General features: G+C 61.1%; 26 protein-coding genes, 1 tRNA gene and 1 pseudogene. 11 read left to right on the top strand and 17 right to left on the bottom strand.

What is annotated here, in order from left to right; translation table 11 throughout:
- Positions 1-105: 105 nt before the first annotated feature.
- The 4 genes from AC1D2N_RS10340 to AC1D2N_RS10325 all read left to right on the top strand — a co-directional run bounded on the left by AC1D2N_RS10340 (position 106) and on the right by AC1D2N_RS10325 (position 3718).
- Positions 106-1326 carry a phosphopentomutase gene (locus AC1D2N_RS10340; protein WP_130653412.1) on the top strand — a complete coding sequence of 407 codons (1221 nt, stop codon included), beginning with the start codon at positions 106-108 and terminating at the stop codon, positions 1324-1326.
- Positions 1323-2291, top strand: a complete 969-nt coding sequence (locus tag AC1D2N_RS10335; RefSeq protein ID WP_130653411.1) for an adenosine deaminase — start codon at positions 1323-1325, stop codon at positions 2289-2291. Before AC1D2N_RS10340 ends, AC1D2N_RS10335 begins: the two co-directional genes overlap by 4 nt.
- Positions 2292-2393: 102 nt before the next feature.
- Positions 2394-3023 (top strand): uracil phosphoribosyltransferase, encoded by a 630-nt coding sequence (upp, locus tag AC1D2N_RS10330; protein WP_012759721.1) that lies wholly within the window; start codon positions 2394-2396, stop codon positions 3021-3023.
- A 125-nt stretch (positions 3024-3148) separates the two neighbouring features.
- Positions 3149-3718 (top strand): TIGR02281 family clan AA aspartic protease, encoded by a 570-nt coding sequence (locus AC1D2N_RS10325; RefSeq protein ID WP_130653410.1) that lies wholly within the window; start codon positions 3149-3151, stop codon positions 3716-3718.
- A 6-nt stretch (positions 3719-3724) separates the two neighbouring features.
- Here AC1D2N_RS10325 and deoA read toward each other — a convergent pair whose 3' ends face one another.
- The 9 genes from deoA to AC1D2N_RS10280 all read right to left on the bottom strand — a co-directional run bounded on the left by deoA (position 3725) and on the right by AC1D2N_RS10280 (position 12433).
- Positions 3725-5032 carry a thymidine phosphorylase gene (gene deoA, locus AC1D2N_RS10320; protein WP_018244333.1) on the bottom strand — a complete coding sequence of 436 codons (1308 nt, stop codon included), beginning with the start codon at positions 5030-5032 and terminating at the stop codon, positions 3725-3727.
- Between the two features lies 1 nt (position 5033).
- The gene (gene deoC / locus AC1D2N_RS10315) at positions 5034-5810 is read right to left on the bottom strand and encodes a deoxyribose-phosphate aldolase (protein ID WP_018447978.1); all 777 of its coding nucleotides are present in this window, start codon (positions 5808-5810) and stop codon (positions 5034-5036) included.
- A 114-nt stretch (positions 5811-5924) separates the two neighbouring features.
- Positions 5925-6725 (bottom strand): purine-nucleoside phosphorylase, encoded by an 801-nt coding sequence (locus AC1D2N_RS10310; RefSeq protein WP_028731814.1) that lies wholly within the window; start codon positions 6723-6725, stop codon positions 5925-5927.
- Complete coding sequence (locus tag AC1D2N_RS10305) at positions 6722-7111, bottom strand: cytidine deaminase (protein WP_130653409.1); 390 nt, start codon at positions 7109-7111, stop codon at positions 6722-6724. The genes AC1D2N_RS10310 and AC1D2N_RS10305 overlap by 4 nt, the downstream gene beginning before the upstream one ends.
- Position 7112: 1 nt before the next feature.
- Positions 7113-8084 (bottom strand): ABC transporter permease, encoded by a 972-nt coding sequence (locus AC1D2N_RS10300; RefSeq protein ID WP_130653408.1) that lies wholly within the window; start codon positions 8082-8084, stop codon positions 7113-7115.
- Positions 8085-8094: 10 nt separating this feature from the next.
- Positions 8095-9198, bottom strand: coding sequence for an ABC transporter permease (locus AC1D2N_RS10295; protein WP_130653407.1), 1104 nt, complete (start codon positions 9196-9198; stop codon positions 8095-8097).
- A 7-nt stretch (positions 9199-9205) separates the two neighbouring features.
- Positions 9206-10717 (bottom strand): ABC transporter ATP-binding protein, encoded by a 1512-nt coding sequence (locus tag AC1D2N_RS10290; RefSeq protein ID WP_028731817.1) that lies wholly within the window; start codon positions 10715-10717, stop codon positions 9206-9208.
- A gap of 88 nt (positions 10718-10805) precedes the next feature.
- On the bottom strand, positions 10806-11798 hold the full coding sequence (locus tag AC1D2N_RS10285) for a BMP family lipoprotein (protein WP_018070332.1): 993 nt from the start codon (positions 11796-11798) through the stop codon (positions 10806-10808).
- A gap of 317 nt (positions 11799-12115) precedes the next feature.
- On the bottom strand, positions 12116-12433 hold the full coding sequence (locus AC1D2N_RS10280; protein WP_003544459.1) for a hypothetical protein: 318 nt from the start codon (positions 12431-12433) through the stop codon (positions 12116-12118).
- Between the two features lie 228 nt (positions 12434-12661).
- Here AC1D2N_RS10280 and AC1D2N_RS10275 point away from each other — a divergent pair.
- Positions 12662-12751 (top strand) — tRNA-Ser (locus AC1D2N_RS10275).
- Positions 12752-12852: 101 nt separating this feature from the next.
- Here AC1D2N_RS10275 and AC1D2N_RS10270 read toward each other — a convergent pair.
- On the bottom strand, positions 12853-13329 hold the full coding sequence (locus AC1D2N_RS10270; protein ID WP_477981211.1) for an Lrp/AsnC family transcriptional regulator: 477 nt from the start codon (positions 13327-13329) through the stop codon (positions 12853-12855).
- Positions 13330-13370: 41 nt separating this feature from the next.
- On the opposite strand from AC1D2N_RS10270, the pseudogene AC1D2N_RS10265 reads away from it, so the two are divergent.
- The 3 genes and pseudogenes from AC1D2N_RS10265 to AC1D2N_RS10255 all read left to right on the top strand — a co-directional run bounded on the left by AC1D2N_RS10265 (position 13371) and on the right by AC1D2N_RS10255 (position 15116).
- Positions 13371-13989: pseudogene (locus AC1D2N_RS10265) on the top strand (RBBP9/YdeN family alpha/beta hydrolase).
- Between the two features lie 241 nt (positions 13990-14230).
- Positions 14231-14440, top strand: a complete 210-nt coding sequence (locus AC1D2N_RS10260; RefSeq protein WP_003589248.1) for a KTSC domain-containing protein — start codon at positions 14231-14233, stop codon at positions 14438-14440.
- Positions 14441-14876: 436 nt separating this feature from the next.
- A complete protein-coding gene (locus AC1D2N_RS10255) occupies positions 14877-15116 on the top strand; it encodes a CrpP-related protein (protein WP_018244322.1) in 240 nt (79 codons plus the stop codon).
- Here the strand turns inward: AC1D2N_RS10255 and pncB are convergent.
- The 7 genes from pncB to AC1D2N_RS10220 form a co-directional block, all read right to left on the bottom strand.
- A complete protein-coding gene (pncB, locus tag AC1D2N_RS10250; protein WP_011650004.1) occupies positions 15098-16402 on the bottom strand; it encodes a nicotinate phosphoribosyltransferase in 1305 nt (434 codons plus the stop codon). The genes AC1D2N_RS10255 and pncB overlap by 19 nt on opposite strands.
- A 187-nt stretch (positions 16403-16589) precedes the next feature.
- A complete protein-coding gene (locus AC1D2N_RS10245; protein ID WP_026230918.1) occupies positions 16590-16937 on the bottom strand; it encodes a hypothetical protein in 348 nt (115 codons plus the stop codon).
- Positions 16938-17024: 87 nt separating this feature from the next.
- The gene (locus tag AC1D2N_RS10240; RefSeq protein WP_130653406.1) at positions 17025-17984 is read right to left on the bottom strand and encodes a 2-hydroxyacid dehydrogenase; all 960 of its coding nucleotides are present in this window, start codon (positions 17982-17984) and stop codon (positions 17025-17027) included.
- An 8-nt stretch (positions 17985-17992) separates the two neighbouring features.
- Positions 17993-19630: an ABC transporter ATP-binding protein gene (locus AC1D2N_RS10235; protein ID WP_130653405.1), complete on the bottom strand. Its 1638-nt coding sequence runs from the start codon at positions 19628-19630 to the stop codon at positions 17993-17995.
- Positions 19627-20775, bottom strand: a complete 1149-nt coding sequence (locus AC1D2N_RS10230) for an ABC transporter permease (protein ID WP_018447985.1) — start codon at positions 20773-20775, stop codon at positions 19627-19629. Before AC1D2N_RS10230 ends, AC1D2N_RS10235 begins: the two co-directional genes overlap by 4 nt.
- Positions 20775-21863, bottom strand: coding sequence for a microcin C ABC transporter permease YejB (locus AC1D2N_RS10225; protein ID WP_018447986.1), 1089 nt, complete (start codon positions 21861-21863; stop codon positions 20775-20777). The genes AC1D2N_RS10230 and AC1D2N_RS10225 overlap by 1 nt, the downstream gene beginning before the upstream one ends.
- Before the next feature lie 150 nt (positions 21864-22013).
- On the bottom strand, positions 22014-23846 hold the full coding sequence (locus AC1D2N_RS10220; protein ID WP_130653404.1) for an extracellular solute-binding protein: 1833 nt from the start codon (positions 23844-23846) through the stop codon (positions 22014-22016).
- A 264-nt stretch (positions 23847-24110) separates the two neighbouring features.
- Here AC1D2N_RS10220 and mepA point away from each other — a divergent pair, with 264 nt between their 5' ends.
- From mepA to AC1D2N_RS10205, 3 genes are all read left to right on the top strand, one after another.
- Entirely contained in the window at positions 24111-25187 is a 1077-nt protein-coding gene (mepA, locus tag AC1D2N_RS10215) for a penicillin-insensitive murein endopeptidase (protein WP_047617558.1), read from the top strand.
- An 88-nt stretch (positions 25188-25275) separates the two neighbouring features.
- On the top strand, positions 25276-25656 hold the full coding sequence (locus AC1D2N_RS10210) for a methylglyoxal synthase (RefSeq protein ID WP_003583482.1): 381 nt from the start codon (positions 25276-25278) through the stop codon (positions 25654-25656).
- 17 nt (positions 25657-25673) lie between these two features.
- Complete coding sequence (locus tag AC1D2N_RS10205) at positions 25674-26699, top strand: glucokinase (protein WP_018244313.1); 1026 nt, start codon at positions 25674-25676, stop codon at positions 26697-26699.
- Positions 26700-26825: the final 126 nt, after the last annotated feature.

Genomic DNA, 26825 nt, shown 5'->3' with positions numbered 1-26825 from the left:
CCTTCCCACTTCTCGAATTTGCCAAGCCGGCCGCAGCATTATATGGCTGGATTTCAGCCGCCTCCAACATTCCAGAGGCCGGCGATCGGCTCTCTCGGGTGTAAAATGGCGCGTGCCTTTCTTTTCGTTCTGGATTCCTTCGGCGTTGGCGGAGCGCCGGATGCGTCGGCCTATGGCGACGAGGGCGCCGATACGCTCGGCCATATCGCCGAGTTCTGCTCAGCCGGCGCCGGGGACCGCGCCGGATTGCGCGAAGGGCCGCTTTGCCTGCCCAACATGTCGGAACTCGGGCTGATGCACATTGCGCGATCGGCGTCAGGCCGGTTCCCGGCCGGCATGCAGGTCCCAGAAAAGGTCTACGGCATTTATGGCGCCGCCACCGAAATCTCACGCGGCAAGGACACGCCATCAGGCCATTGGGAGATCGCGGGAACACCTGTCAGTTTCGATTGGGGTTATTTCCCGATCGAGGGCGACGCCTTTCCTCAGGAATTTATCGACGCATTGTGCAGGGAAGCCGGGGTGTCCGGCATTCTCGGCAACTGCCATGCCTCGGGAACGGAGATCATCGCCCGGCTCGGCGAGGAACATGTCCGCACCGGCAAGCCGATCTGCTATACCTCCTCGGATTCCGTCTTCCAGGTCGCTGCGCACGAGGTGCATTTCGGCCTCGATCGTCTGCTCGCCTTCTGCCGTTTGGCCAGGGGGCTGCTCGATCCCTACAATATCGGCCGCGTCATCGCCCGGCCCTTCATCGGCCAGTCTGCCGCTTCCTTCCAGCGCACCGGAAACCGGCGCGACTTTTCCGTGCTGCCGCCGGAGCCGACGCTGCTCGACCGGCTTATCGAGCACGGACGGCACGTGCACGCGGTGGGAAAGATCGGCGATATCTTCGCGCATCAGGGTATCTCGCGGGTCATCAAGGCGAACGGCAACGAGGCGCTGATGGATGCGTCGCTTTCGGCGATTGACGAGGCTGAGGACGGCGATCTCGTCTTCACCAATTTCGTCGATTTCGACATGATCTACGGCCATCGCCGCGACGTGCCGGGTTATGCCGCCGCCCTCGAAGCCTTCGATGCGCGCTTGCCCGAGGTCCACAAAAAATTGAAGCCCGGCGATCTCGTCGTGCTCACCGCCGATCACGGCTGCGATCCGACCTGGCGCGGCACGGACCATACGCGCGAGCGCGTGCCTGTCATCGCCTATGGTCCCGGCATCCGGTCGCGTTCGATCGGCGTGCGCCGCAGCTATGCCGATATCGGCGAGAGCATCGCTCGGCATCTCGGCATCCCGACCGGGCCGCACGGAAGGAGTTTTCTGTGACATCGCATTTGAAGAAGGTCGAACTGCACTGCCATCTGGAGGGTGCGGCCCCTCCAGCTCTGACCGCGGCGCAGGCGCAGAAATATGGCGTCGACATTAGCGCTGAACTTCGCGACGGAGCCTATGTCTGGCATGATTTCGCAAGCTTCCTCGAATGTTACGACAAGGTTTCCGAGGTCTACAGGACCGAGGAGGACTATGCGCTTCTGACCGAAACCTATCTCGACGAACTCGCCGGCATCCATACGATCTACAGCGAACTCATCGTCTCGCCCGATCACGGCAAGCGCATCGGCCTGGGGGCCGACGCCTATATTGCGGGTATCTGCGAAGGCATCCGGCGGGCTAGGGAAAAGAGCGGCATCGAGGCCCGGCTGATCGTCACCGGCGAGCGGCATTTCGGTCCGGAGAGCGTGATTGGTGCTGCCGAATATGCTGTTAAGGCCGGCAATCCTCTGATTACCGGCTTCAACCTTGCCGGCGAGGAGCGCATGGGGCGCGTCGCCGATTATGCCCGCGCCTTCGATATCGCCCGCGATGCCGGCCTTGGGCTAACCATCCATGCCGGTGAGGTCTGCGGCGCCTTCAGCGTCGCCGACGCGCTCGATGCGGTGCGCCCCTCGCGCATTGGTCATGGGGTGCGCGCCATCGAGGATCTCGATCTGGTGAAGCGGCTTGCCGATCTCGGCACCGTGCTCGAGATCTGCCCGGGCTCCAATATCGCGCTCGGGGTGTTTCCCGATTTTGCTTCCCATCCGCTGCGCCGGCTGAAGGAAGCAGGCGTGGGGGTGACGATCAGCTCGGACGATCCGCCTTTCTTCCATACCTCGCTTAAGCAGGAATACGAATTTGCCGCAGGGGTTTTCGGTTTCAGCGACGCCGAGATCGACTCGATGACACGCACTGCGATCGAGGCCGCCTTCGTCGACGAGCAGACGCGCAAGGTCTTGCTTGCCCGGCTTTGAGGGTAGAGGTTGGGGAAGATCGGCGCAAATTGACCACCACTCTTGCGGTCGGGCCGATTTCCGTGAAAGAAACATTCGATAGAAAGAATGAAAGGCTTCCCCATGGACGGCGTCACGGTCATCGATCATCCGCTTGTGCAGCACAAGCTTACCATCATGCGGCGCAAGGAGACATCGACGGGAAGTTTCCGGCGTTTGCTGCGCGAAATCTCGACACTGCTCTGCTACGAGGTGACCCGCGATCTCGAACTCACAATGGAAACGATCGAGACACCGCTGCAGACGATGGAGTCGCCGATCCTCGAAGGCAAGAAGCTGGTCTTCGCCTCGATCCTGCGCGCCGGCAACGGATTGCTCGAAGGCATGCTCGATCTCGTGCCATCCGCCCGCGTCTCGCATATCGGCGTCTATCGCGACCACGAAACGCTGCAGCCGGTCGAATATTACTTCAAGGCGCCGGAGGACGTGGCCGAGCGGCTGATCATCGTCGTCGACCCGATGCTTGCGACCGGCAATTCCTCGATCGCGGCGATCGACAAGCTCAAGGAACGCGGTGCCCACAATATCCGCTTCCTCTGCCTGCTTGCCGCGCCGGAAGGCATCCGCAACTTCCGTGCGGCGCATCCCGATGTTCCGGTTTTCACCGCCTCGATCGACAGTCATCTCAACGAGAAGGGCTATATCGTGCCCGGTCTCGGCGATGCCGGCGACCGCATGTACGGCACCAAGTAATTTCAGCCTTCCTTTACCAAATCGAAAGACTTTACGGCCCGGTGGTTCGCTCCGGGCCTTTCGGCGTCGATATTAGCAACTTATCAGCACTTGAGGTTTAGGAGGTCTGAAGCATGAGGCCCCGCATGAAGCGGGGTTTATACAGGAAGGATTTCTGTTTCATGCTCGTGCGTACCGTCCTATTCGCCAGCATCGCCGCGGTGCTCGCCACACAGGTGCCTTCCTTCTTCGGAGGCACCAGCCAGCAGCCTGCTGACGCTCTCTCCGCCAATTATGTATCGACCGAAGCCGACCAACCGGCCGCACCGGAGCCCGTCTACGGCAGCAATGCGATCCGCCTGCAGGCCGATGCACAGGGCCACTATACCGGCAGCTTCAAGATCAACGGCAAGCCGGTGCAAGGTCTGATCGATACAGGCGCCACCTATGTGGCGCTCAACGAGACGCTCGCCCGCCGACTGGGCTTCACCGCCAACCAACTCGATTTCCGTTATGGGGTGAATACTGCGAACGGTCAGACGAAAGCCGCGCATGTGACACTCGACCGGGTCGAAATCGGCGGCATTCGCGTGCGCGATGTCGAAGCCTTCGTCCTGAGGGACGATGCGCTGACGACGACGCTGGTCGGCATGAGCTTCCTGCAGAAGCTCGCCTCCTATTCCGTCGCCGACGGTTCGCTCAGCCTCAAGCAGTAAACTGCGTCAAACAAGGCCTGCAATCACCGGCGTCGTCTCCGGCTTGTCGTCAGTAATGCGGTAGTGCATAGCAAGCGCCGCAGCCGCCCTCTCCGCCGCGGCTTCGTCAGCGGCATGAACGAGAGCGATCGGTTCGCCCGCGGTCACACGGGTGCCAAGCGGCAGGAGTTCGGAAAAGCCGACGCGATGGTCGATCCGATCCGACGGATGGCGTCTTCCGCCGCCGAGATCGATGACGCTAACGCCGATACCGCGCGCATCGCAGGCGGCAAGCCAGCCGGAACGGGCGGCCGGAACGGGTTTTTCCACAGGCGCCCTGGCCAGGTGTCGGTCGGGATTTTCGATGAGGTCGGACGGGCCGCCGAGCATCGATACCATACGCGCGAAGACTTCAGCCGCCTTTCCCGATGACAAGGCCTGACGCGCCATCCCCTCGGCTTCGTCAGGCGAAGCGGCGATGCCTGATTTCACCAGCATCTCGGCGGCGAAGGCGAGAACGACGATATCAAGCCGCGTGTCTCTTTTCCTGCCTGCCAGGAAATCCAGGCAGTTGCGCATCTCGACGGCATTGCCGGCACTATCGGCAAGCGGCTGGTTCATGTCGGTGATCAGGGCCGAGGTTTTCACGCCTGCGCCATTGGCCACCTCGACCAGCGACTGCGCCAGGATCTCCGCCTGGCCGCGGTCAGCCATGAAGGCGCCGTTGCCAACCTTGACGTCAAGCACCAGCGTCTCGAGCCCGGCCGCAAGTTTCTTCGAGAGGATAGAGGCGGTGATGAGGGGAATGGAATCGACGGTGGCAGTCACATCGCGCACGGCATAGAGCCTGCCGTCGGCGGGCGCCAAGGTGCCGGTCTGGCCGATGATGGCGCATCCCGCCTCCTTCACGACCTTGTGGAACAGGTCGGCGTCCGGAGTGATCCTATAGCCGGGAATGGATTCGAGCTTATCCAGTGTGCCGCCGGTATGGCCGAGACCGCGTCCGGAGATCATCGGAACGGCGAGGCCGCAGGCGGCGGCGATCGGCGCCAGCATCAGCGAAACATTGTCGCCGACGCCGCCGGTCGAATGTTTGTCGGCGATCGGGCGGTCGATATCGGCCCATTGCAGCCTGTCACCGGAATCGGCCATCGCCAGCGTCAAGGCCACGATTTCGGCCCGCGACATGCCCTTGAACCAGACGGCCATGGCGAATGCGCCGATCTGGCCTTCCGACAATCGACCGGCAGCGAGTGCCGCGATGAAGGACCTGATATCGGCGGCGTCGAGTTCGTCGCCATCGCGCTTACGCCGAATGATCTCCTGCGGAATCATTTCAGTAGCTCGACGCCGCAGCCGGTGCCGACTGTGTTCCACTTAGAACCGCCAGGATATCGTCGAGCAGGTCGGAAGCGCCGAAACGGAACGTCGACGGCATCGCCCAGTCCGGTGTCATGATGGTTTCGGCAAGGCTCAGATAGAGTGCGGCATCAGCCACCGAGCCGATACCGCCTGCCGGCTTGAAGCCGACCTTGCGGCCGCTTTCGCGGATAGCGCGGATCATGATATCGGCGGCTTCGAGCGTCGCGTTGACGGCGACCTTGCCAGTGGAGGTCTTGATGAAATCGGCGCCGGCTTCGATGGCGAGTTCGGCGGCACGGCGGATCAATGCCGCATCCTTCAGCTCGCCAGTCTCGATGATGACCTTCAGAAGAACGGGGCCGGCGCATTCGGCGCGCACGGCCTTGACCATGTCGGTCACCGCCTTCTCGTTGCCGGCGAGCAGCTTGCGGTAGGGAATGACCAGATCGATCTCATCGGCCCCATCGGCAATCGCCTCGCGTGCTTCAGCAGCGACATCGGCCACTTCCATATCGCCAGAGGGGAGGTTGACGACGGTCGCGATACGCACGGCATGGCCGGTGCCAAGGATATTGCGGGCCTGAGCGACGAACCGCGGCCAGATGCAGATCGCAGCACTGTTGCCGTAGGGCGTCTGCGCGCGGGCGCAGAGCGCGTCGATCTGCGCCTCGGTGCAATCATCCTTCAAATTGGTGAGGTCGAGAAGAGAAAGGGCGACAGCCGCCGTTTCCCGGTTGGAATAGCTATTCATCTTCGCTTCCTCTAGAGCATGAGGCCGAAAAGTGTGCGCGGTTTTCGGACGACATCATGCTCTAACTATATAATTTAGAACAGGATTCAGATTTTAGGCCGACCCGGCCTAAAATCATCCTGTTCTAGCCGCAATCATGTCTTTCAGTATCGCGGCGAGACGGGCGCCGCCGATGGGCGCCATGTCCTTGGTTTCTTCATGGCTAAGCTCATTGCCGGTCATGCCTGCCCCATAGTTGGTGATAACGGAGGCGGCGGCAACCCTCAGACCCAGCATTCTTGCGATGATCACCTCGGGCACCGTCGACATGCCGACGGCATCGGCGCCAAGGATGCGCGCCATGCGGATTTCCGCCGGCGTTTCGAAGCTTGGACCGGAGAACCACATATAGACACCCTGCGCCAGCTCGATTTTAAGCTTTGCCGCTGCCCTCTGCATCGCCGCGGCAAGTCCGGCGTCATAGGCATTGGTCATGCCAACGAAACGATGATCGCTTTCCTCACCGATCAGCGGGTTCATGCCGGAATAGTTGATGTGGTCGGTGATCTGCATCACCGAACCGGGCGGCATGTCGTCACGCAACGATCCGGCCGAATTGGTCAGGATCAGCGCTTCGACGCCGAGCGCCTTCAGCACCTCGATCGGCAGGCGCATGGCGTTGGCATCGCCCTTCTCGTAATAATGCACGCGGCCGGAGAGCATGACGACAGGCACGCCGCCGAGGCGGCCGGCGACGACTTCGCCTGCATGGCCGGAGACCGCGCTGACGGGAAAGCCCGGCAGGTCGCGATAGGGAACACGGACGGCGCCGTCCAGCTCACCGACGAGGGAGCCGAGACCGGAGCCGAGCACGATGCCGTGGCGCGGCTTGATTCCGCCGAGCAGTGCGGCGAGCAGGCTGACCGTCGCCTTCATCCGAGTTCAGTCTCGAAGCTGAAGGGAAGAAGCTCTTCCATCGTCATGGTCTTCTTCACGCCTGTTTCATCGCAGAGGTAAATCTTCGTCCCCTTGGAGGCGAATTCGGAGATCTTCTGGCGGCAGCCGCCGCAGGGCGGGCAGAGCGGCAGCTTCTCGGCAATGACGGCCATTTCAACGATCTTCTTCGCGCCACCCATGATCATGGCGCTGATCGCCGTCGGCTCGGCGCACCATCCTTGCGGAAAGGAGAGGTTTTCGATGTTGGCGCCGGTATAGACCTTGCCGTCCTCGGCGCGGATCGCCGCGCCGACCGGAAATTTCGAATAGGGCGCATGGGCAAAGACCATGGCGCCGCGGGCGGCTTCGAACAGATCGTGAGACATATCAACGCTCCTTCGTATAGGGCACGCCACCGGCCTTTGGCGGGGTCGCGACGCCGATGAAGCCGGCAAGCAGGACGCAGGTCAGGACATAGGGCAGCGCCTGGAAAACCTGAACCGGCACTTCGCCGATCAGCGGCACCTGCTTTCCCTGCATGAAATTTGCCAGCGCATCGAGGAAGCCGAAGAGCAGGCAGGCAAACATGACGGGTACCGGCTTCCACTTGGCAAAGACGAGAGCTGCGAGCGCGATGTAGCCCTTGCCGGCCGACATGTCCTTGATGAAGGCGGCTGACTGGGCGATTGCCAGATAGGTGCCGGCAAAGCCGCAGAGAATGCCCGCACACATGACGGCGCGGTAACGCAGCCAGGCGACCGAGATGCCGGCCGTATCGACCGCACCCGGGTTTTCGCCGACGGCGCGTAGCCGCAGGCCGAAACGTGTGCGGTAAAGCACCCACCAGGAAAACGGCACGGCGAGGAAGGCGAGGTAGGTGAGGACATTGTTGCCCGATATGACATTGGCATAGATCGGGCCGATGATCGGTATGTTGCGAGCAGTATCGGCGCCCGGCAGGATGATCGGTGCGAAGCGCGACTCCGGCGACAGCTGCGGCGTGCGTCCGCCCTGGCCAAACCAGGCCTGCCCAAGCACGATGGTGATGCCGGCGATGAAGAAGTTGATCGCGACACCGGAGACGATCTGGTTGCCACGGTTGGTGATCGAGGCAAAGCCATGCACCAGGCTCAGCGCCACCGAACAAAGGATGCCGGCACCGAGCCCGAGCCAGGCCGAATCGGTGAGATAGGCAACGCAGGCGGCGGCAAAGGCCGAGCCCAGCATTTTGCCCTCAAGGCCGATATCGAAGATGCCGGCGCGCTCCGAAAACAGACCGGCAAGGGCAGTGAAGATCAGCGGGATCGACAGGCGGATGGTCGAGCTCAGAACGCTGATGAAGATGTCATAATAATCCATCGCCCGCTCCTTAACCGCGCTTGAACTGTTGGTAGAGGCGCACCATTGCCGGCCGGAACATGTATTCCAGCGCGCCGGCAAAGAGGATCACCAGACCCTGGATGACGAGGATCATCTCGCGGGTGATGTTCGGCATTTCGAAGGAAATCCAGTCACCGCCCTGGTAGAGAATACCGAAGAGGATCGCCGCCATGATGATGCCGAGCGGATGGTTGCGTCCCATCAGCGAGACGGCGATGCCGACGAAGCCGGCACCACCGACGAATTCCACCTGCAGGCGGGCCGACGAGCCCATGACGGGGTTCAGCGCCATCATGCCGGCAAGCGCTCCGGAGAGCAGCATGGCGATGATCACGGTGCGGGCATAGGGGATGCCGGCATAGGCCGCCGCCGTCGGGCTGACGCCCAGCGTGCGCATCTCGAAACCGAGCTTGGTGCGCCAGACGAGCAACCAGACGAGGTAGCTGACAACGAGCGCAATGATGAAGGAGACGTTGAACGGGGCAGCCCCCAGCTTGGCGCCGAACAGCTGCATAACCCAGCCGAGCTTCGGCAATTGGCCGCCTTCGAGGAAGGTGCGGGTTTCCGGCGCCATCTTGCCGGGCACGATCAGCACATGCACCAGGAGATACACCATCAGTGTCGCGCCGATATAATTGAACATGATCGTCGTAATGACGATGTGGCTGCCGCGTTTTGCCTGCAGGAAGGCCGGGATGAAGGCCCAGGCCGCACCAAACAGGCCGGCGCCAACGACGGCGATCGGCATCGTCACATACCATGGCACGTAACGATCGAGCGCCAGCGCCACCAGCGCGCAGCCGAGGCCGCCGACATAGGCCTGGCCTTCGGAGCCGATGTTGAAGAGGCCGGAATGGATCGCCACCGCGACGGAGAGGCCGGTGAAGATGAAGCTCGTCGCGTAATACAGCGTGAAGCCGATGCCTTCGCCATTGCCGAGCGCGCCCTGGATCAGCAGCGACAGCGCAGCGAGCGGGCTTTCCCCGATTATCCAGACGACGAAGCCGGAGATCAGGAAGGCGACGACGAGGTTCAAAATCGGGATGAGGCCGTAATTGATCCAGTTTGGTAGCGGAACGGAAGCAGTGCTCATAAAGGCCTCACGCGGCAATGCCGGCCATCATCAGGCCGAGGGTCTGTTCACCGGCATCGGGCGTCTTCTCGCCGACGATATGGCCGGCAAACATGACAAGGATACGGTCTGAAAGGGAGCGGATTTCATCGAGTTCGACGGAGACGAGCAGGATCGCCTTGCCCGCGTCACGCATTTCGATAATCCGGCGGTGGATGAATTCGATGGCGCCGATATCGACGCCGCGTGTCGGCTGGCCAATGATCAGCATCTTCGGATCGCGTTCGATCTCACGGGCAACGACGATCTTCTGCTGGTTGCCGCCGGAGAAATTCGCCGTCTTCAGCCGCGGGTTCGGCGGGCGGATATCGTATTTTTCGATCTTTTCCATTGCATCCTTGCGGATCGCATCGAGATCGAGCAGCGGGCCTTTGCTGTAAGCCGGGCGGCGATGGTAGCCGAGCACGGAATTTTCATATTCCTCGAATTTCAGCACCAGGCCCATATGGTGGCGATCCTCGGGAATATGAGCGAGGCCGAGATCACGCAGGCGGGCTGGATCGGCCTTGTCGATCGTCTGACCGTCGAGAAGAATTTCACCGGAGGTCGGCTTGCGGATGCCGGCAATCGCCTCCAGCAATTCGGACTGGCCATTACCGGCGACACCGGCGATGCCGACGATCTCACCGGCGCGCACGTCGAAGGAGACGTTGTCGACCATGGTGACGCCGCGATTATCCTTGACCGTGAGGTTGCGGACGGACAGCACGGCGGCTTGCGGGTTCGCCTCGCCCTTCTGCACGCGCAGCAGCACGCGGCGGCCGACCATCAGCTCGGCCAGTTCCTCCACCGTCGTCTCCGACGTCTTGCGGGTCGCGACCATTTCGCCGCGGCGCATGACCGAGACCGTATCGGTGATTGCCATGATCTCGCGCAGCTTGTGGGTGATGAGGATGATGGTCTTGCCCTGATCGCGCAGCACCTTGAGGATGCGGAAAAGGTGATCGGCCTCGGCCGGGGTCAACACGCCTGTGGGCTCGTCGAGGATCAGGATCTCGGCGCCGCGATACATGGCTTTCAGGATCTCGACACGCTGCTGCAGGCCGACCGGGAGTTCCTCGATCAGCGTGTCGGGATCGACCTCCAGGCCATATTCCGTTTCCAGCCGCTTGAGCTCGGCGCGGGCCGAGGCAACACCCTTGGCCAGCAACATGCCGCCTTCGGCGCCAAGCATGATGTTCTCGAGCACCGTGAAATTGTCGACCAGCATGAAATGCTGGTGCACCATGCCGATGCCGGTGGCGATCGCCGCCTGGCTGTCACGGATGGTGACGGGATTGCCGTTGACGCGGATCTCGCCGCTGTCGGCATGGTAGAAACCATAGATGATCGACATCAAGGTCGATTTGCCGGCGCCGTTTTCGCCGATGATGCCGTGGATCGTCCCCTTGGCAACGGTGAGGTTGATGTCCTTGTTGGCGTGGACGGCACCGAATTTCTTATCGATGCCGACAAGCTCGATAGCGGGCTTATCTGTCACTGCAGACTCCAAATAAGAAAAGGGCGTATGGCGAAAGTCCCCTCCGCCATACGCCCGATCTCAATCGTCGATCACATTCGGGCGAGGATCACTTCGGGCAAGCGTTGTCCGAGGTGTAATCGTGAACCTTGATGGTTCCCGCAATGATGTCGGCCTTGGCCTTGTCGACGGCAGCCTGCATTTCCGGCGTGATCAGCGACTTGTTGTGCTCATCGATCGCCGCGCCAACACCGTCTTCCTTGACGCCGAGCGCCTGGACGCCACCGGTGAACTTGTCGTTCTTGGTGTCGTTATAAGCATTGTAGACGGCGAGGTCGACGCGCTTGACCATCGAGGTCAGGACCGAGCCCGGATGCAGGTAGTTCTGGTTGGAGTCGACGCCGATCGACAGCTTCTTGTTGTCGGCGGCCGTCTGCAGAACGCCGAGACCGGTGGCACCAGCTGCCGCGTAAACGACGTCAGCGCCCTGGTCGATCTGGTTCTTGGTGAGCTCACCGCCGCGGACCGGGTCGTTCCAGGCAGCGCCCGTGGTGCCGGTCATGTTCTGGAAGACTTCGATATCGGCCTTGACGGAGCGTGCGCCCTGCTCGTAGCCGCATTCGAACTTGCGGATCAGCGGAATGTCCATGCCGCCGACGAAGCCGACCTTGCCTGACTTCGACGCCATGCCGGCGAGAACGCCGACGAGGTAGGAGCCTTCTTCTTCCTTGTAGACAACCGAGCGGACGTTCGGCTTGTCGACGACGGAGTCAACGATGATGAACTTGGTATCCGGGAATTCGGCTGCAACCTTCTCGATGGCCGAAGTCCAGGCGAAGGAAACAGCAACCACCGGATTGAAACCGCGGCTTGCGAAATTGCGGATGGCCTGTTCGCCCTGGGTGTCGCCCGTCGGCTCGAAGTCGCGATAGGCAATGCCCGTCTCGGCCTTGAACTTCTCGGCACCGTTATAGGCCGCCTCGTTAAAGGACTTATCGAACTTCCCGCCGGTGCCGTAAACCAGCGCCGGCTTGACATCGGCGGCAAGCGCCGTCGTCGACATGGCAGCCACGGCAAAGAGAGTGAGAAGGGATTTTTTCATTGTGCAGCCCTGTTGTTGCTATTCGTTAGGGGTCCTCCCGCAAGCCCTTTCCGGGCATGTCTGCGGAACCACCGACCTCCCCCCGGAGGCCTGGCTGCGCGCATCCTTGCATGGCTCACGGAAAAATTCACCAGAAATTTTTCAGCTGGTAAAGATTTGCAGCGATTGCCGAAAATCAGCTCTTCGGGGCTGATTTTTGGACATTCCTTGCATCAGAATGCGGATTTTCTAGCCAATCCGACGGCAGATACCGAGGTCGAAGAGCTGGCGATGCCCAACGGGATTTCCCGCCGGATCGTGCCGGTAAAACCACCTTGCTATGCGGTGAAGCGACCGGCCACCGGCGGCTTCTTGTAGCCGATCATCCACAGAAGCAGCGCGATCACCAGGAAAACGGCAAAGGCCGGCTGGAGCATCAGCCACTGGAAGATCAAGGTGTAGAAACGCGGGTGGATATAATAGGAAAGGGAGGATTGCAGCGACGTAAGGGTTGTCGGACTCACATCCTGCCAGGCATCGGAGATCGGCGTCATCACCACGGAGGACGCCGCAACCGACTGGATCGAATCGATGGTCCCGGCAATAACCGCCGCCGCAAGCGCGACAAGACTCGCCAGACGCAACAGGAAACGCATCAATTCCTCCGACGCTCGATATGCCGGACAATTCCGGCCGGCCGCGCCATTCTCCACCTTAGAGAATTACATAGTCGTCGATGAGGTGAAGCACAATGGAGTGGCCGAGGCGAGTTTTATCGGAAGAAGTCAAAAAACTGTTAGATTTCGGTTGATCGACAAAAATTCATCGGTATATATCGCGCCGTTCCGACGATTTGCTCCTATCCGGGCGCGAACGCCAAAAAAGGACAGGTGGCCGAGTGGTTTAAGGCGCACGCCTGGAACGCGTGTGTACGTGAAAGCGTACCGTGGGTTCGAATCCCACCCTGTCCGCCATATCCCTCATTTTCAATATTGATTCAAACCGTATCGAGAGCGGGACGCGGAAGCGTTGTGGCGGCACGCTTCGCTGGAACAAGCCGGTCGTCCGCATATTCTCAGGGGCGCTGAAGCAAGGCGCGTCCAATCGGCTTCGGATTCTCGCTGCGCGACACGAGAGATGTCGTCACGGCCCCAAAACGCGCGATCGTGTCAACGATCGTTTCCAGCTCTCCCGGCGACGGAACCAGCACCTTCAAAAGGAAACAGTCCTCTCCGGTGAGGCGCAATACTTCCATGACCTGCGGCATCTCCGCGAACTGTTTCAGGCAGGCTTTGATATGCTCATGCGTCGTGCGCAGGCGAAGCACAGCCGTCATTCCAATTCCCAAAGCGGTGGGGTCGATACGGGCGGAGTAACCGACAATGATGCCGCGGTCTTCCAGCCGCTTGACCCGTTCCGATGCTGCCGGCTGAGAGAGCCCGACCCTTCGACCGAGTTCGGAAATCGCAATGCGGCCATTTTCCTGCATCGCTTCGATAATGGCGATATCGGTTGGATCGAGCAGTACCCGATTGTTTTCCTGAAAAGCCATGGGATCACCTTGAAATCATCGGAGAGAGACGCGGTTTTCCGATGATCATTCATTCCGAAGCAAATGAAAATGCATCATTTTCACCTGCACGGACGATCAGAGGAAAAGACATGAAGGACATCATCATATTGCCGGGGATTGGCGGTTCGGGCGAGGCTCATTGGCAAACACGCTGGGAAAAGTCGAACCCGGAAATGCGACGTTTTCAACCAGCCGATTGGGAAAAACCCGATCTGGCGGACTGGATTTCAGCCCTGGAGCGCGCCGTCGGCGCATCGGCAACCCCTCCCCTGCTGGTCGCCCACAGCCTTGCCTGTCTGCTGGTCGCTCATTGGCAGCAGGCTTCTTCGCTTGCCGTTGCCGGAGCATTTCTTGTGGCGGTCCCGGATCCGCAGTCCGCGTCATTCCCTCAGGCGGCCCGGATTCGCCGATCCGCCGCCGCAAAAGATACGCTTCCCCACTCTGATCATCGCAAGCGCCGATGATCCTTTCGGCACGCTCGACCATGCCCATGCGCGAGCGGATCTGTGGGGCAGCGGTCTTGTCGCGATCGGTCCTTTTGGCCATATCAACGGGCAAAGCGGCCTTGAGGACTGGGGCCAGGGAAAGGCCTTGCTGACGGCGTTTTCCGCCGGATTGGCAAAATCTGATCGGCCTTGATCTTGTTTTCGAGTTCACGATCAAATGGCCCAAACAGGCCTTGCCTGTGCTGGACGTGTCGGGACGGAGCAACGAAATGCCCCGCTCGCAAGCGTGCGTTCGTCTAATCGAACCCGTCGCTCCGGCGGCGCGGCGAGGTTCAAAGCGCCGAAAGATTCCTGATTTTTTACCATGCGGCTTCACCGCGTCTTTGCACGTTTGGGTTTACCGTCTGACAAAATCAAAAACAGAGGTAAAACAGGTGGAAGAACTTTCGGTAAAGTCGAAGATCATCAAATCCGTCTATTTCAGCCAGGACGACGGGCGGCTCAGGATTTGTTTCAAGAATGGCGAGGAGCGTCTGTTCGAAGGCGTTCCCTCCTCGGAAGCGCATGCGATGACGGTGGCGCCGTCTCCCGGCCATTATTATCTCGACCGGATCAGAACCCGGTTTCGCAGATTGGCAGCCTGAAAACCCGAGCGGATAGCGCCAGCACGCATTGCGGGATTGCGCGAGATCGGGACGAGGCCGGTGGATATTAACCGGCTGTTAACCCTCGATATCATCTGGGTTGGATAGCCCCTGCCGGAAAGCGGCAACCTGTCGGCGCTGCCGGCCTGTTCAAGGTCGGCCAGCCGGGAGGCTCGGCGGCGGACCCCAGCCAGGAAGTCGAGCCTCCCCGTCACGGGTGCTCGTTGTGTGCGTGATGACGAAGCGCATGAGCGGCTCGCGGACGCCGCCATGCTCTGCTTGTCTGATTGAGATGACCCCGGGCCGGTTGCGACCTAATCGTCCCCCGAACTAACGAATTGGGGCTAATCCTGTGAAAAACCCGAATTGTCGCATCCGGACTCGACAATGCTTTATTAGCATGATTGCATAAATCGGGTTAAAGACGGGGGTAATGATGTTCGAGAATCTGCTTGAGATGCAGGAGCGTGGCGCACGGGACCGTGCGCGTGGCCGCAGTCTGGCCGACAATCCGATGTCGAAGCCGGATATCCTGCCGATTACCGATTTTCAGGAATGGTACTCGATGTTCGACGCCTGGCGCTTCGGTTGGTCGATCGAGGATGCGATGGCGGGGCACATCAATATGCCCCGGGATGGCGGCACATTGGCCCAGACCTACACCAGAACGGTCTGATCGATCCTGTCCTCGGCGCCGAAGAATTTCAGGTAGCGCTCGACCTCGGCCGGTTCGCCAGTCGCCTTCTGCGGATTGTCGGAGAGCTTCACCGCCGGCCGGCCGTTGGCGTCGCTGACCTTGCAAACGACGGAGATCGGGTTGAGGCCGGAGATCTCGATCGGCGCGCAGCCGGAAAAATCATTCGTCAGGTTGGTGCCCCAGCCGAAGCTCATGCGCACGCGGCCTTCAAAATGCCGGTAGGTATCGATGATGGCGTCGACATCGAGGCCGTCGGAGAAGATCAGCAGCTTCTGGCGCGGATCGCGGCCCATCTTCTTCCACCAGTCGATAATCTTCTCGCCGCCTTCGATCGGCGGGGCACTGTCCGGGCGGAAACCGGTCCAGTCGGCGACCCATTCCGGCGCATCGCGCAGGAAGGCGGCGGTGCCAAAGGCATCGGGCAGCACGATCAGAAGGTTGCCGCCATAGAGCTTGTTCCAGTCGCGCAGGATCTTGTAGGGCGCGTTGCGCAACTGCTCGTCGGTTTCGGCAAGGGCGGCGGCCACCATCGGCAGCTCGTGAGCATTGGTGCCGACCGCCTCGAGATCGGAATCCATAGCCAGCAATACGTTGCTGGTACCGGCAAAAGCAGGCCCGATGCCTTCCTTCAGTGCCTCGACGCACCAGCGCTGCCAGAGGAAACTGTGACGGCGGCGGGTGCCGAAATCGGAGATCCGTAAGCCCGGCAATTCCTTCAGCCGCTCGACCTTCGACCACATCTTCGCCTTGGCCCTGGCATAGAGCACATCGAGGGTGAAGGGACCGAGCGCCTTCATCGCCGAGCGCGACCGCAGCTCGTTGACGATGGCGAGCGCGGGGATTTCCCACATGGTGGTTTCCTTCCACGATCCGTGGAAATCCAGCACATATTGGCCGTCCTTCTTCGACAGCTCGTATTCGGGCAACTGGAAATTGGAAAGCCAGGCGAGGAATTCCGGTTCGAAAATCTGGGCGCGACCATAGAAGCTGTTACCCGCAAGCCAGATCATCTCCTTCTTGGAGAGTCTCAGCGTGCGGGCATGATCGAGCTGCTCGCGCAATTCGCCTTCATCGAGCTCCTCGGCGAGACGCACCCGTTTGGTGCGGTTAATCAGGGTGAAGGACGCGTTCACGTCAGGATAGAGCTTCCAGATCATCTGCAGCATCAGGAGCTTATAGAAGTCGGTATCGATCAGGCTGCGGATGATCGGATCGAGTTTCCAGGCGTGATTGTAGACGCGTCTTGCGATATCAGTCCTGGCCATGAAATTCCTGCCCCTGTCCACTCCGGTCAGGTGCTGCCAAATTCCCGGGTATTGCCAAGTTCCGGGCCAGCGCACGAAACCGGCTCGTGTGCCTTCTTATCGAAAAATCGGCGGCTAAAGTCCAGACAAAACAATAAACGTCCCGCCGCAGTGTCACGGCGGGACGTGAACATGGTTTTGCTCACGATTATCGGGCCGGCGTTGCGGGCGCCACATTCGGAGCGGCCGGCGTGGTGTTCGGCGTTTCGGTTGGAACGGCAGTGCCGTTCTGTAGCGCCGGCGCGGCGGGCGGAGCAGGCTGCTGCGACTGAAGCTGCTGGCCTGGCTGCTGCGGCGCCACCTCGTTCGCTTCGCGCTTTCCCCAAATCTCGACCGGTATCCAAACAACGAAGGCAAGCACCAGCGCGACGATCAATACGGTCAGAATGCGATAACCCGTGCGTCCCTGCCTTGCCTTCACCGGCGGGATCAGCTCTTCCTTGTGAAGCTTGCCATCGGACTTTTCCCAGCGTGTTTCCGTCTGATGCGCCATCATCGTCTCCTTCCGCTGTCTTAACCGGCCTTGCCGGCCGCAAGAATTTCCGCAAAGGAAACGGGTGGCTGTCTGGAAGGTTCCGAAAGCTCAATAGCCGGCGGCGCGGTCGACCACGAATTGCAGCGGCTCGCCGCGCTCGAAACGGGCAATCTGCGTCTCGACATGACGGAACAGCGCATTTTCTTCGGACACCGCCGCGTCGTGCGGCGTGAGGAAGACGTTCTGCAAGTCCCACAATGGGCTGTCTGATGCAAGCGGCTCCGCCTCGAAGACATCGAGGGATGCGCCGCCGAGGGTGCCGTCACGGATGGCGGAAACGATATCAGCCTCGACCTGGCTCTTGCCGCGGCCGGCATTGATGAAGACCGCTTGCCCAAGCGCGCCGTTGCGGCGCAGCTTCGCAAACAGCCCGGCGTCATAGAAGCCTGACGTTTCAGGCGTCAGCGGCAGCAGGCCGACGAGGATGTCGGTCCTTGCGAGGAAGTTGTCCAACTCGCTGGCATCGAAAGTTTCGACGCCGTCGATCTGTTTGCGGCTGCGCGACCAGCCGATAACGTTAAAACCCATCACCCTCAGCTTGGCGACCGCGTCCTGCCCGAGAATGCCGAGGCCCATGACGCCGACCGTCACCTCAGCCGCCTCCGGCGCGATCAGCTTGGCCCATTCACGTTGCCGCTGGTGGTTGTCATGGGCGTGTTGCCCGCGCAGATGCATCAGGCATTGCATGACAACCCATTCACTCATGCGGGTCGTCAGGCTGCGATCGACGAAGCGAACGATCGGGATCTCGGGCAGGCCGGCCATGCCGATGATGTGGTCGACGCCGGCGCCTCCCGAAAAGATTACCTTGAGGTTCGGCGCCCGCGCGAAAAGGTCGGCATCCGGTTTCCAGAGAAGCGCGTATTCGACCGCGCGGAGATCGCGGGCCTGATGGCCCGGATCGGCGAGATTGATGCTGCCCCGGTCGGCAAACGCCGTCTTCAGCACGCGGGCGACGCCTTCGGGATTGAACTTGATATCGACGAGAACGGGAGGACGGGCGGACATGATCTTCTTTACTGCTGCACGGCGAGCGTCGGCACCGCCTCGATGTTGAAAGCGGCCGCCATCAGCGCCCTGGTGTAATCATTCTTCGGCGCGCGGAAGATTTCCGAGGATGGTCCCTGCTCCACCACCTTGCCGAACCGCATGACGATGACGTCGTTGGCGAGCGCCTTCACCACCTTCAGATCGTGGCTGATGAAGAGATAGGCGAGGTCGTGCTTCTTCTGCAGATCGCGAAGGAGATCGACCACCTGAGCCTGGACGCTCATGTCGAGCGCGGAGGTCGGCTCGTCGAGCATGACGAAGCGCGGTTTCAGCACCATGGCCCGGGCGATGGCGATGCGCTGGCGCTGGCCGCCGGAGAATTCGTGCGGATAACGCCAGCGGGTCAGGGGATCCAGACCCACCTCCTCCAGCGCCCAGCAGACGCGCTGGTCGCGTTCTTCTGATGTCAGGGAGCGCTCATGCACCTTCAGCCCTTCGGCGACGATATCGCCGACCGACATGCGCGGGCTGAGCGATCCGTAGGGATCCTGGAAGACGACCTGCAGCTGGTTGCGCAGCGGCCGCATCTCACTGAACGAATAGCCGGCTATATCCTTGCCGACGAAGGCGATCCGTCCTTCTGAGGAAATCAGCCGGGTGAGCGCCAGGCCGAGCGTGGTCTTGCCGGAGCCGGACTCGCCGACGACGCCGAGCGTCTGGCCGGCGCGCAGCGAAAGGTCGATACCGTCGACCGCCTTGACGTGATCGACGACGCGGCGCATCAGCCCTGATTTGATCGGGAACCAGACACGGATATCCGACCCTTCCATCACCATCGGTTTCGAGGGATCGGCCAGCGGTGGTTCGCCCCGCGGCTCGGAGGCGAGAAGGTGCCGGGTATATTCATGCTTCGGATTGGCGAAGACGTCCTCGACCGTGCCGGTTTCGACGATCTTGCCCTTGGTCATGACGCAGACGCGATCGGCGAATTTGCGCACGATGCCGAGATCATGGGTGATGAACAGCATCGACATGCCGTGGACGGCCTTCAACTGCCGGAGCAATTCGAGGATCTGCGCCTGCACGGTGACGTCGAGGGCGGTGGTCGGCTCGTCGGCGATCAGCAATTCCGGCCGGTTGGCGAGCGCCATGGCGATCATGACGCGCTGGCGCTGGCCGCCTGACAGTTCGTGCGGATAGGCCTTCAATCGCTTCTCCGGCTCGCGGATACCGACCTGGTTCAGCAATTCCAGAACGCGCTGGCGCGCCGGCTGGCCGGTGAGGCCCTGGTGCAAGGCCAGGATCTCGGCGATCTGCTTCTCGATCGTATGAAGCGGATTGAGCGAGGTCATCGGCTCCTGGAAGATCATGGTGATGTCGTTGCCGCGCACTTCCCGCAGTGCCCGCTCCGACGCCTTCAGGAGGTCCTTGCCCTTGAAGAGGATTTCGCCCGAGGGATGGCTTGCGGACGGATAAGGCAAAAGCCGCAGAATCGAGTTGGCCGAGACCGACTTGCCGGAGCCGGACTCGCCGACGAGCGCCACGACTTCGCCTTTAGCGATATCGAAGGAGATATGATCGACGGCGAGCGAGGTCTCGCCGCCCTGATGAAAGGCAACCGAGAGATCGCGGACGGAAAGCAGCGGTTCTGGCATATCACTCATTGAAACGTCTTCCTCGGATCGAAGGCATCGCGCACGGCTTCGCCGATGAAGATCAGCAGGGAAAGCATGATCGACATGGCAAAGAAGGCCGTCAGCCCGAGCCATGGCGCCTGCAAATTGGTCTTGCCCTGCGCGATCATCTCGCCGAGCGAGGGGGAGCCCGGCGGCATGCCGAAGCCGAGGAAATCGAGCGACGTCAGCGTGGTGATCGAGCCGGAGAGGATGAAGGGCAAGAAGGTCAGCGTCGCGACCATGGCGTTCGGCAGCAGATGGCGCCACATGATGGTGCGATTGTTGACGCCAAGCGCGCGGGCGGCGCGGACATATTCGAAATTGCGGGCGCGCAGGAATTCGGCGCGCACGATGCCGACGAAGCCGACCCAGGAGAAGAGCAGCATGATGCCGAGCAGCACGAAGAAACCGGGCGGCAGGAGTGCGGCGATGATCAGCAGGATGTAGAGCACCGGCATCGACGACCAGATCTCGATAAAGCGCTGTAACAGCAGATCGGTCCAGCCGCCAAAATAACCCTGCACAGCACCTGCCGTCACGCCGATGATCGCCGAGCAAATGGTCAGCACCAGGCCGAAGAGCACCGATATGCGGAAGCCGTAGATGACGCGCGCCAGCACGTCGCGCGCCTGGTCGTCAGTGCCGAGCCAGTTGAGATTGCCGAGGGTGCAATCCGGATCGTTCACCCCTTGCGGGTAGCCGGCACAGCGCTCCTCCTTCGTCATCAGCCAGAAGGGGGCCGTGGGCGCCGAATGCGGAATGTTGGAATTGACCGAGCGGTAGGAATAGCGGATCGGCGGCCAGATCATCCAGCCATTGGCATTGATCTCGTCGGCAATGACCGAGGAACGATAGTCGGTTTCGGCCAGGAAGCCGCCGAATTTCTCCTCGGGATAGTCGATGAGGACCGGAAACAGGACCTCGCCCTTGTAGGAGGCGATGATCGGCCGGTCGTTGGCGATGAACTCGGCAAACAGGCTGAGGACGAACAGCAGCATGAACAACCACAGCGACCAGTAACCGCGGCCGTTCGCCCGGAAATTATGCCAGCGGCGGATATTGGTCGGCGAGAGCAGGCCCTTGCGCGGCGGCTTGACGGGTGTTGCGACGGCAGGATTTGCGGCGGCGTCCATCAGACATCCCTCCGCTCGAAATCGATGCGCGGATCGATCCAGGTGTAGATCAGGTCGGAAACCAGGCTGACGACGAGGCCGAGCAGCGAGAAGATGTAGAGCGTGGCGAAGACGATCGGGTAATCCCGGTTGATGACCGAGAGATAGCCGAGACGGCCGAGGCCATCCAGCGAGAAGATGTTTTCGATCAGCAGCGAGCCGGTGAAGAAAGCGGAAATAAAGGCGCCGGGAAAACCGGCAATGATGATCAGCATGGCGTTGCGAAAGACATGGCCATAGAGCACCTGCCGCTGGTTCAGGCCCTTGGCGCGGGCGGTGACGACATATTGCTTCTTGATCTCCTCGATGAAGGAATTCTTGGTCAAAAGCGTCGTCGTCGCAAAGGCCGACAGGGAAAGCGAGATCAGCGGCAAGGTGAGGTGCCAGAAATAGTCGAGCGGCTTCTGCCACCAGGCCAGCTGGTCGAAATTGTCGGAGACCAGGCCGCGCAGCGGAAACCAGTCGTAGAAGGAGCCGCCGGCAAACAGCACGATCAGGAGAATGCCGAAGAGGAAGCTCGGGACAGCATAGCCGACGACGATGACGCCCGACGTCCAGACGTCGAAGGTCGACCCATCCTTGATCGCCTTGCGGATGCCGAGCGGGATGGAGATGGCATAGGAGAAGATCAGGATCCAGATGCCGAGCGAGATCGACACCGGCAGCTTTTCTTTGACGAGTTCGAGCACGGAGGTGTTGCGGAAGAAACTCTCGCCGAAATCGAAGCGGATGTAATTCCACATCATCTCGCCAAAACGGGTCAGCGGCGGCTTGTCGAAACCAAACTGCTTTTCGAGCTTGGCGATCAGTTCCGGATCGAGCCCCTGGGCACCGCGATATTTCGAGCCTTCATCGCTGCCGGTGCCGCCGAGAAGATCGCCGCCGCCGGACAGGCGCTGGTCGGCACTGTCGGCCTGACCGGTCAATTGGGCGATCACCTGCTCGACGGGACCGCCGGGGGCGAACTGAATGACGATGAAGGAAATCGCCATAATGCCGACGATGGTCGGGATCATTAGAAGCAGGCGGCGAAGGATATAGGCGCCCATCAGCCTTCAGCCTCCGGGAATGTTTTTCTTGTCTGCCTGCCGTCCAGTCTCATGCCGCTCAATCCGCCAGCCTTCCCTTGCCGGCCCTGCCGGCTTGTCGTGATTCGCTCGTGCCATTTGGAGCCGAGGGCCTCTGCATTGCAAGCCCACTCATTTTGCCGAGGTGGACCACCAGGCTTCCGGGAAACCCAGGCCATAGGCCGGAAACTCGGTCGGCCGAGTGATCCTGTTCCAATAGGCAAGGCGCGATGTCCTGGAATAAAACAACGGCACAACATAGTGATTGGCTAGCAAGACGCGATCCATGGCCTTGATCGACGCGACCTGCTCGTCTCGGTTCGGAGCAAAAATGATCATGCGGACCAAGGCATCGACGGCAGGATCGGCGATGCCGGCGTAGTTGCGCGAGCCGGGCTGGTTCGCCGCTTGGGAACCCCAGTAGTCGGCCTGCTCGTTGCCGGGATTCATTGTCTCGCCCCAGATGCCCCAGATCATGTCGTAATCGAAGCTTCTGACACGGTTGGTATATTGCGATGCATCGACGGTGCGCAGACGGGCATCGACGCCGATCTTCTTGAGGTTGTTCGCATAGGGAAGAACCGAGCGCTCGAAGGAGGGGTTGGATAAGAGGATTTCGAAGCTCATCGGCTGACCGGTCTTCACGTTGACCATGCGATTGCCCTTGAGCTCCCAGCCTGCCTCCTTGAAAAGAGCGATGGACTTGCGCAGATTGTCACGGATTTTCTGCGGATCACCGGCAACGGGATTGGTGTATGGCGTCGTGAACACCTCCGGCGGAACCTTGTCTTTCAGACCTTGCAGTATTTCCAGTTCCCGTCCCTGCGGCAGACCGGAGGACGCGAGTTCGGTGTTCCAGAAAAAGCTGTCGATCCGCTCGAAGGCATTGAAGGCGAGGTTACGGTTGAGGTCCTCGAAGTCGAAGGCATAGTTCAATGCCTCGCGCACCTTGATGTCTTTGAAGAGGTCGCGCCGCATATTGGGTACAAAAGCCTGCATGATGCCCGTTGCGCGCAGCGCGTTCGGCGGCTCCTCGCGCTTGACACGGCCGTCCTTCACGGCAGGAAAGTCGTAAGCTGTCGCCCACCGGCTTGCCTGGTTTTCCTGGCGATAGTCCACGTTGGCGGCACGGAAGGCCTCGAACTCGACATCCCGATCGCCGAAATAGGTGTAGATGATGTTGCGGAAATTGTTCTGGCCGACATTCACATTGAGGTCCTTGCCCCAATAATCATCGCGCAATTCGAAACGCGTGGTCGCGCCCGGAGAGAAATCGGCGATCTTGTAGGGACCCGAGCCCATGACGGGCTCCAGCGTCGTCTTGGAGATGTCGCGCGGCTTGCCATCCGGTCCCGGCGCCTCCCACCAATGTTTCGGCACGATGGTCAATTGGCCGAGGATATTCGGAAGCTCGCGGTTATTCTTCTCGTCGAAGGTGAAGGTGACGTCGCGATCACCGGTCTTTTCAGCTTTCACCACATGGCTGTAATAATTGAAGTTGAGCGGATTGAGCTCCTTGGATTTGTCGAAGCTGAAGACCACGTCCTCCGGCGTTACGGGCTGGCCGTCCGCCCATTTCGCCTCCTTGCGCAGGCGGAAGGTCGCGCTGGAGACATCGGGGGGGTAGGAGAGCCCTTCGGCAAGCAGGCCGTAGGATGCGAGAACCTCGTCATCGGCGGGTTTCATGAGAGTGTCGTAAACCAGCGCCAAGCCGGTCGCCACTTCACCCTTTTCCAGCAGCGGATTGAACGTATCGAAAGTGCCTGTTGTCGAGAGGCGCAGGTCGCCGCCCTTCGGGGCGTTGGTGTTGACGTAGTCGAAATGGGTGAAGCCGGGCTGGTATTTCAGTTCATTGATGACCGAACTTCCGATGCGGAACTCCTGCTCCTCCGCCATGGACGAGAGCGGGATGAGGGCACCCGCAAGCGACAGAAACAAACCGATCTTCGACCACAGAACCGCCATTCACGCTTTCCCCTGATTATTGATGGGTTCGACAATACGAAAAATACGGGCGAAAAACAGGAGAGAGTTTGGTTTTTGCCGGGCGCGCGAAATTTTGAGCATCGGCTGGTGTCGGGGTGTCGCCTCTTCGGGCCGCCTTCGCAGCATGCGGCGATCCGTCACCGCTTCCCTCGATGGCGGCTGGCCAAAACATCGATTCACCAAAATCGCTTTTCACGATAGATTCGATCGCAAATCACTTCGGCAGCGGCTCAAGGGAACAGTATGGCTTTCGGCTTCGCTCAGGCTTTCAGGACAATCAGCAAACTGACGCTTGCCGGCGCAATCGGCGCAAGCCTTGCCGCTGGCGACGTCGGCGCGGAGCAGAAGACGCCAAGCCCGGGCAGCGCCAAGGGGCAGTTCGGCGCCGTCAGCCTGCCGACGCAAGGACCGGCGCAGCCGATCGGTTTTTACGCGAAGGGCTGCATGACGGGTGCGGTGGCGCTGCCGACCGACGGGCCGACCTGGGAGGCGATGCGGCTTTCGCGCAATCGCCGCTGGGGCAATCCGGCGATGATCGCGCTGCTCGAACGTCTTTCGCAGGATGGGGTCAAATATGCCGGCTGGCCGGGCATTCTCGTCGGCGACATTGCGCAGCCACGCGGCGGGCCGATGTTCAACGGTCATGCCTCGCATCAGATCGGTCTCGATGCCGACGTCTGGTTTACGCCGATGCCCGCGCGCCGCATGACGGCCGAGGAGCGCGAGAATCTGCCCTTCACCACCATGCTGCAAAAGGACAAGTTTCTGACCGTAGACCCGAAGGTGTGGACGCAATCGCGGGCGCGGCTGCTGATGCTGGCGGCAAGCTATCCCGAGGTGGAGCGCATCTTCGTCAATCCGGCGATCAAGAAGAAGATGTGCGACACCTGGACGGGCGACCGCACCAATCTCGGCAAGCTCCGGCCGGAATACGGCCATGACTCGCATTTCCACATCCGCATCAAGTGCCCGCCCGGTGCTGCGGGCTGCACACCGCAGGCCTCTGTCGCCGCCGGCGACGGCTGTGACAAGTCGCTCGCCTGGTGGTTCACGCCGGCGCCCTGGGCACCGCCGAAGCCGCCGAAGCCCGGCGCCAAGCCGCCAAAACCGCCGCGCGAGATGATGGTTTCCGATCTGCCCAAGGCCTGTGCCGCCGTGCTCGATGCTGCTTCCGTCGCCTCGATGCAGGCTGCGACCTATGGCGGACCTTCCGCCGCCAGCGCGCTCACCACCGCGCCGGCAGCAGCACCTGCCGCCGACGCCGACGACGCTTTGCCCGATGTCGGCCCGGTTCCGAACGACAAGCCGGCGATACAATGAGTAAGGCCCGAGGTGCGCTGTCTTTCAAATCGCAAACTCTTGGTATAGAAGCCATCAAATCGATTGAATTGCTCGGGCGGAGGGGTTGATGGCCGGCGGCAAATGCCTTGCATTGATTGCGCATGACCAGAAGAAGGACGACATGGCGGATTTCGCCCGCGCCAACAGGGACATTCTCTCCCGCTGGAAGATCGTCGCCACCGGCACGACAGGTGGACGCGTGCTCGACGCCGCCCCCGATCTCGACGTCACCAGGCTGAAAAGCGGGCCGCTCGGCGGCGACCAGCAGATCGGCGCGCTGATTTCGACCGGCGAGGTCGACGCCCTGATCTTCTTCGTCGACCCCTTGACGCCAATGCCGCACGATGTCGACGTGAAGGCATTGATGCGGCTGGCGATCGTCTATGATATTCCGATGGCGCTCAACCACGCGACCGCTATAAAACTTCTTCCCACACTCGAAGCCTGATCAGCACGGAACCGGCCATGCCAAAACCGAACAACAGCACCGCTCCGCTGCCTTTCCCGATCCTGATCGGCGATATCGGCGGCACCAATGCCCGCTTTTCCATCCTGACCGACGCCTATGCCGAGCCGAAGCAGTTTCCGAACGTGCGCACGGCAGATTTCGCCACGATCGACGAAGCGATCCAGAAAGGCGTGCTCGACAAGACGGCCGTGCAGCCGCGTTCGGCGATCCTCGCCGTCGCCGGTCCGATCAACGACGACGAGATCCCGCTGACCAATTGCGACTGGGTGGTGCGGCCAAAGACGATGATCGAGGGCCTCGGCATGGAGGACGTGCTCGTCGTCAACGATTTCGAGGCGCAGGCGCTGGCAATCGCCGCCCTGTCGGATGAAAACCGCGAACGCATCGGCGACGCTACCGGCGACATGATCGCCTCCCGCGTCGTGCTCGGACCCGGCACCGGCCTCGGCGTCGGCGGGCTCGTGCATGCCCAGCACAGCTGGATCCCGGTTCCCGGCGAAGGCGGCCATGTCGATCTCGGACCGCGCAGCAAGCGCGACTATGATATCTTTCCGCATATAGAGACGATCGAAGGCCGCGTTTCGGCCGAGCAGATCCTCTGCGGCCGCGGCCTCGTCAACCTCTACCATGCCATCTGCATTGTCGACGGCATCCAGCCGACGATGAAGGATCCCGCCGATATCACCTCTCACGCGCTTGCCGGCAGCGACAAGGCGGCCATAGAGACCGTCTCGCTGTTTGCCACCTATCTCGGCCGCGTGGCAGGCGACATGGCGATGGTGTTCATGGCGCGCGGCGGCGTCTATCTCTCCGGCGGCATCTCGCAGAAAATCATCCCGGCGCTGAAAAAGCCGGAATTCCGCATGGCCTTCGAGGACAAGGCGCCGCATACGGCATTGCTCCGGACCATCCCGACCTATGTGGTGACGCATCCCTTAGCAGCGCTTGCCGGGCTTTCCTCCTATGCGCGCATGCCGGCGAATTTCGGCGTCTCGACGGAAGGCCGCCGCTGGCGGCGCTAGCCCGGCGCGCAAAGTAAATGGAGCGTCCCTGGCGCGTCCTATCCGGACGCGCGGCGCTCTAGCCAAACCGGTCCCAACTCTTTATAGACCCCGGCAAAAGTGCGTGTCGCCCTCGCGAGGCGCTTG

The sequence above is a fragment of the Rhizobium sp. P1_B8 genome, from assembly GCF_056406515.1.
This window is presented reverse-complemented; position numbering and strand designations above follow the sequence as displayed.

What these genes read in the sequence shown, in the direction of transcription:
- AC1D2N_RS10285 (WP_018070332.1), bottom strand. Translation starts at nt 11,798, where the DNA reads ATGAAAAAATCCCTTCTCACTCTCTTTGCCGTGGCTGCCATGTCGACG.
- AC1D2N_RS10240 (WP_130653406.1), bottom strand. Translation starts at nt 17,984, where the DNA reads ATGTCCGCCCGTCCTCCCGTTCTCGTCGATATCAAGTTCAATCCCGAA.
- AC1D2N_RS10295 (WP_130653407.1), bottom strand. Translation starts at nt 9,198, where the DNA reads ATGAGCACTGCTTCCGTTCCGCTACCAAACTGGATCAATTACGGCCTC.
- AC1D2N_RS10245 (WP_026230918.1), bottom strand. Translation starts at nt 16,937, where the DNA reads ATGATGGCGCATCAGACGGAAACACGCTGGGAAAAGTCCGATGGCAAG.
- AC1D2N_RS10225 (WP_018447986.1), bottom strand. Translation starts at nt 21,863, where the DNA reads ATGGGCGCCTATATCCTTCGCCGCCTGCTTCTAATGATCCCGACCATC.
- deoC (WP_018447978.1), bottom strand. Translation starts at nt 5,810, where the DNA reads ATGAATAGCTATTCCAACCGGGAAACGGCGGCTGTCGCCCTTTCTCTT.
- AC1D2N_RS10310 (WP_028731814.1), bottom strand. Translation starts at nt 6,725, where the DNA reads ATGAAGGCGACGGTCAGCCTGCTCGCCGCACTGCTCGGCGGAATCAAG.
- deoA (WP_018244333.1), bottom strand. Translation starts at nt 5,032, where the DNA reads ATGATTCCGCAGGAGATCATTCGGCGTAAGCGCGATGGCGACGAACTC.
- AC1D2N_RS10255 (WP_018244322.1), top strand. Translation starts at nt 14,877, where the DNA reads ATGTTCGAGAATCTGCTTGAGATGCAGGAGCGTGGCGCACGGGACCGT.
- AC1D2N_RS10325 (WP_130653410.1), top strand. Translation starts at nt 3,149, where the DNA reads ATGAAGCGGGGTTTATACAGGAAGGATTTCTGTTTCATGCTCGTGCGT.
- AC1D2N_RS10220 (WP_130653404.1), bottom strand. Translation starts at nt 23,846, where the DNA reads ATGGCGGTTCTGTGGTCGAAGATCGGTTTGTTTCTGTCGCTTGCGGGT.
- AC1D2N_RS10210 (WP_003583482.1), top strand. Translation starts at nt 25,276, where the DNA reads ATGGCCGGCGGCAAATGCCTTGCATTGATTGCGCATGACCAGAAGAAG.
- AC1D2N_RS10280 (WP_003544459.1), bottom strand. Translation starts at nt 12,433, where the DNA reads ATGCGTTTCCTGTTGCGTCTGGCGAGTCTTGTCGCGCTTGCGGCGGCG.
- AC1D2N_RS10230 (WP_018447985.1), bottom strand. Translation starts at nt 20,775, where the DNA reads ATGGACGCCGCCGCAAATCCTGCCGTCGCAACACCCGTCAAGCCGCCG.
- mepA (WP_047617558.1), top strand. Translation starts at nt 24,111, where the DNA reads ATGGCTTTCGGCTTCGCTCAGGCTTTCAGGACAATCAGCAAACTGACG.
- upp (WP_012759721.1), top strand. Translation starts at nt 2,394, where the DNA reads ATGGACGGCGTCACGGTCATCGATCATCCGCTTGTGCAGCACAAGCTT.
- AC1D2N_RS10205 (WP_018244313.1), top strand. Translation starts at nt 25,674, where the DNA reads ATGCCAAAACCGAACAACAGCACCGCTCCGCTGCCTTTCCCGATCCTG.
- pncB (WP_011650004.1), bottom strand. Translation starts at nt 16,402, where the DNA reads ATGGCCAGGACTGATATCGCAAGACGCGTCTACAATCACGCCTGGAAA.
- AC1D2N_RS10340 (WP_130653412.1), top strand. Translation starts at nt 106, where the DNA reads ATGGCGCGTGCCTTTCTTTTCGTTCTGGATTCCTTCGGCGTTGGCGGA.
- AC1D2N_RS10305 (WP_130653409.1), bottom strand. Translation starts at nt 7,111, where the DNA reads ATGTCTCACGATCTGTTCGAAGCCGCCCGCGGCGCCATGGTCTTTGCC.
- AC1D2N_RS10235 (WP_130653405.1), bottom strand. Translation starts at nt 19,630, where the DNA reads ATGAGTGATATGCCAGAACCGCTGCTTTCCGTCCGCGATCTCTCGGTT.
- AC1D2N_RS10270 (WP_477981211.1), bottom strand. Translation starts at nt 13,329, where the DNA reads ATGGCTTTTCAGGAAAACAATCGGGTACTGCTCGATCCAACCGATATC.
- AC1D2N_RS10300 (WP_130653408.1), bottom strand. Translation starts at nt 8,084, where the DNA reads ATGGATTATTATGACATCTTCATCAGCGTTCTGAGCTCGACCATCCGC.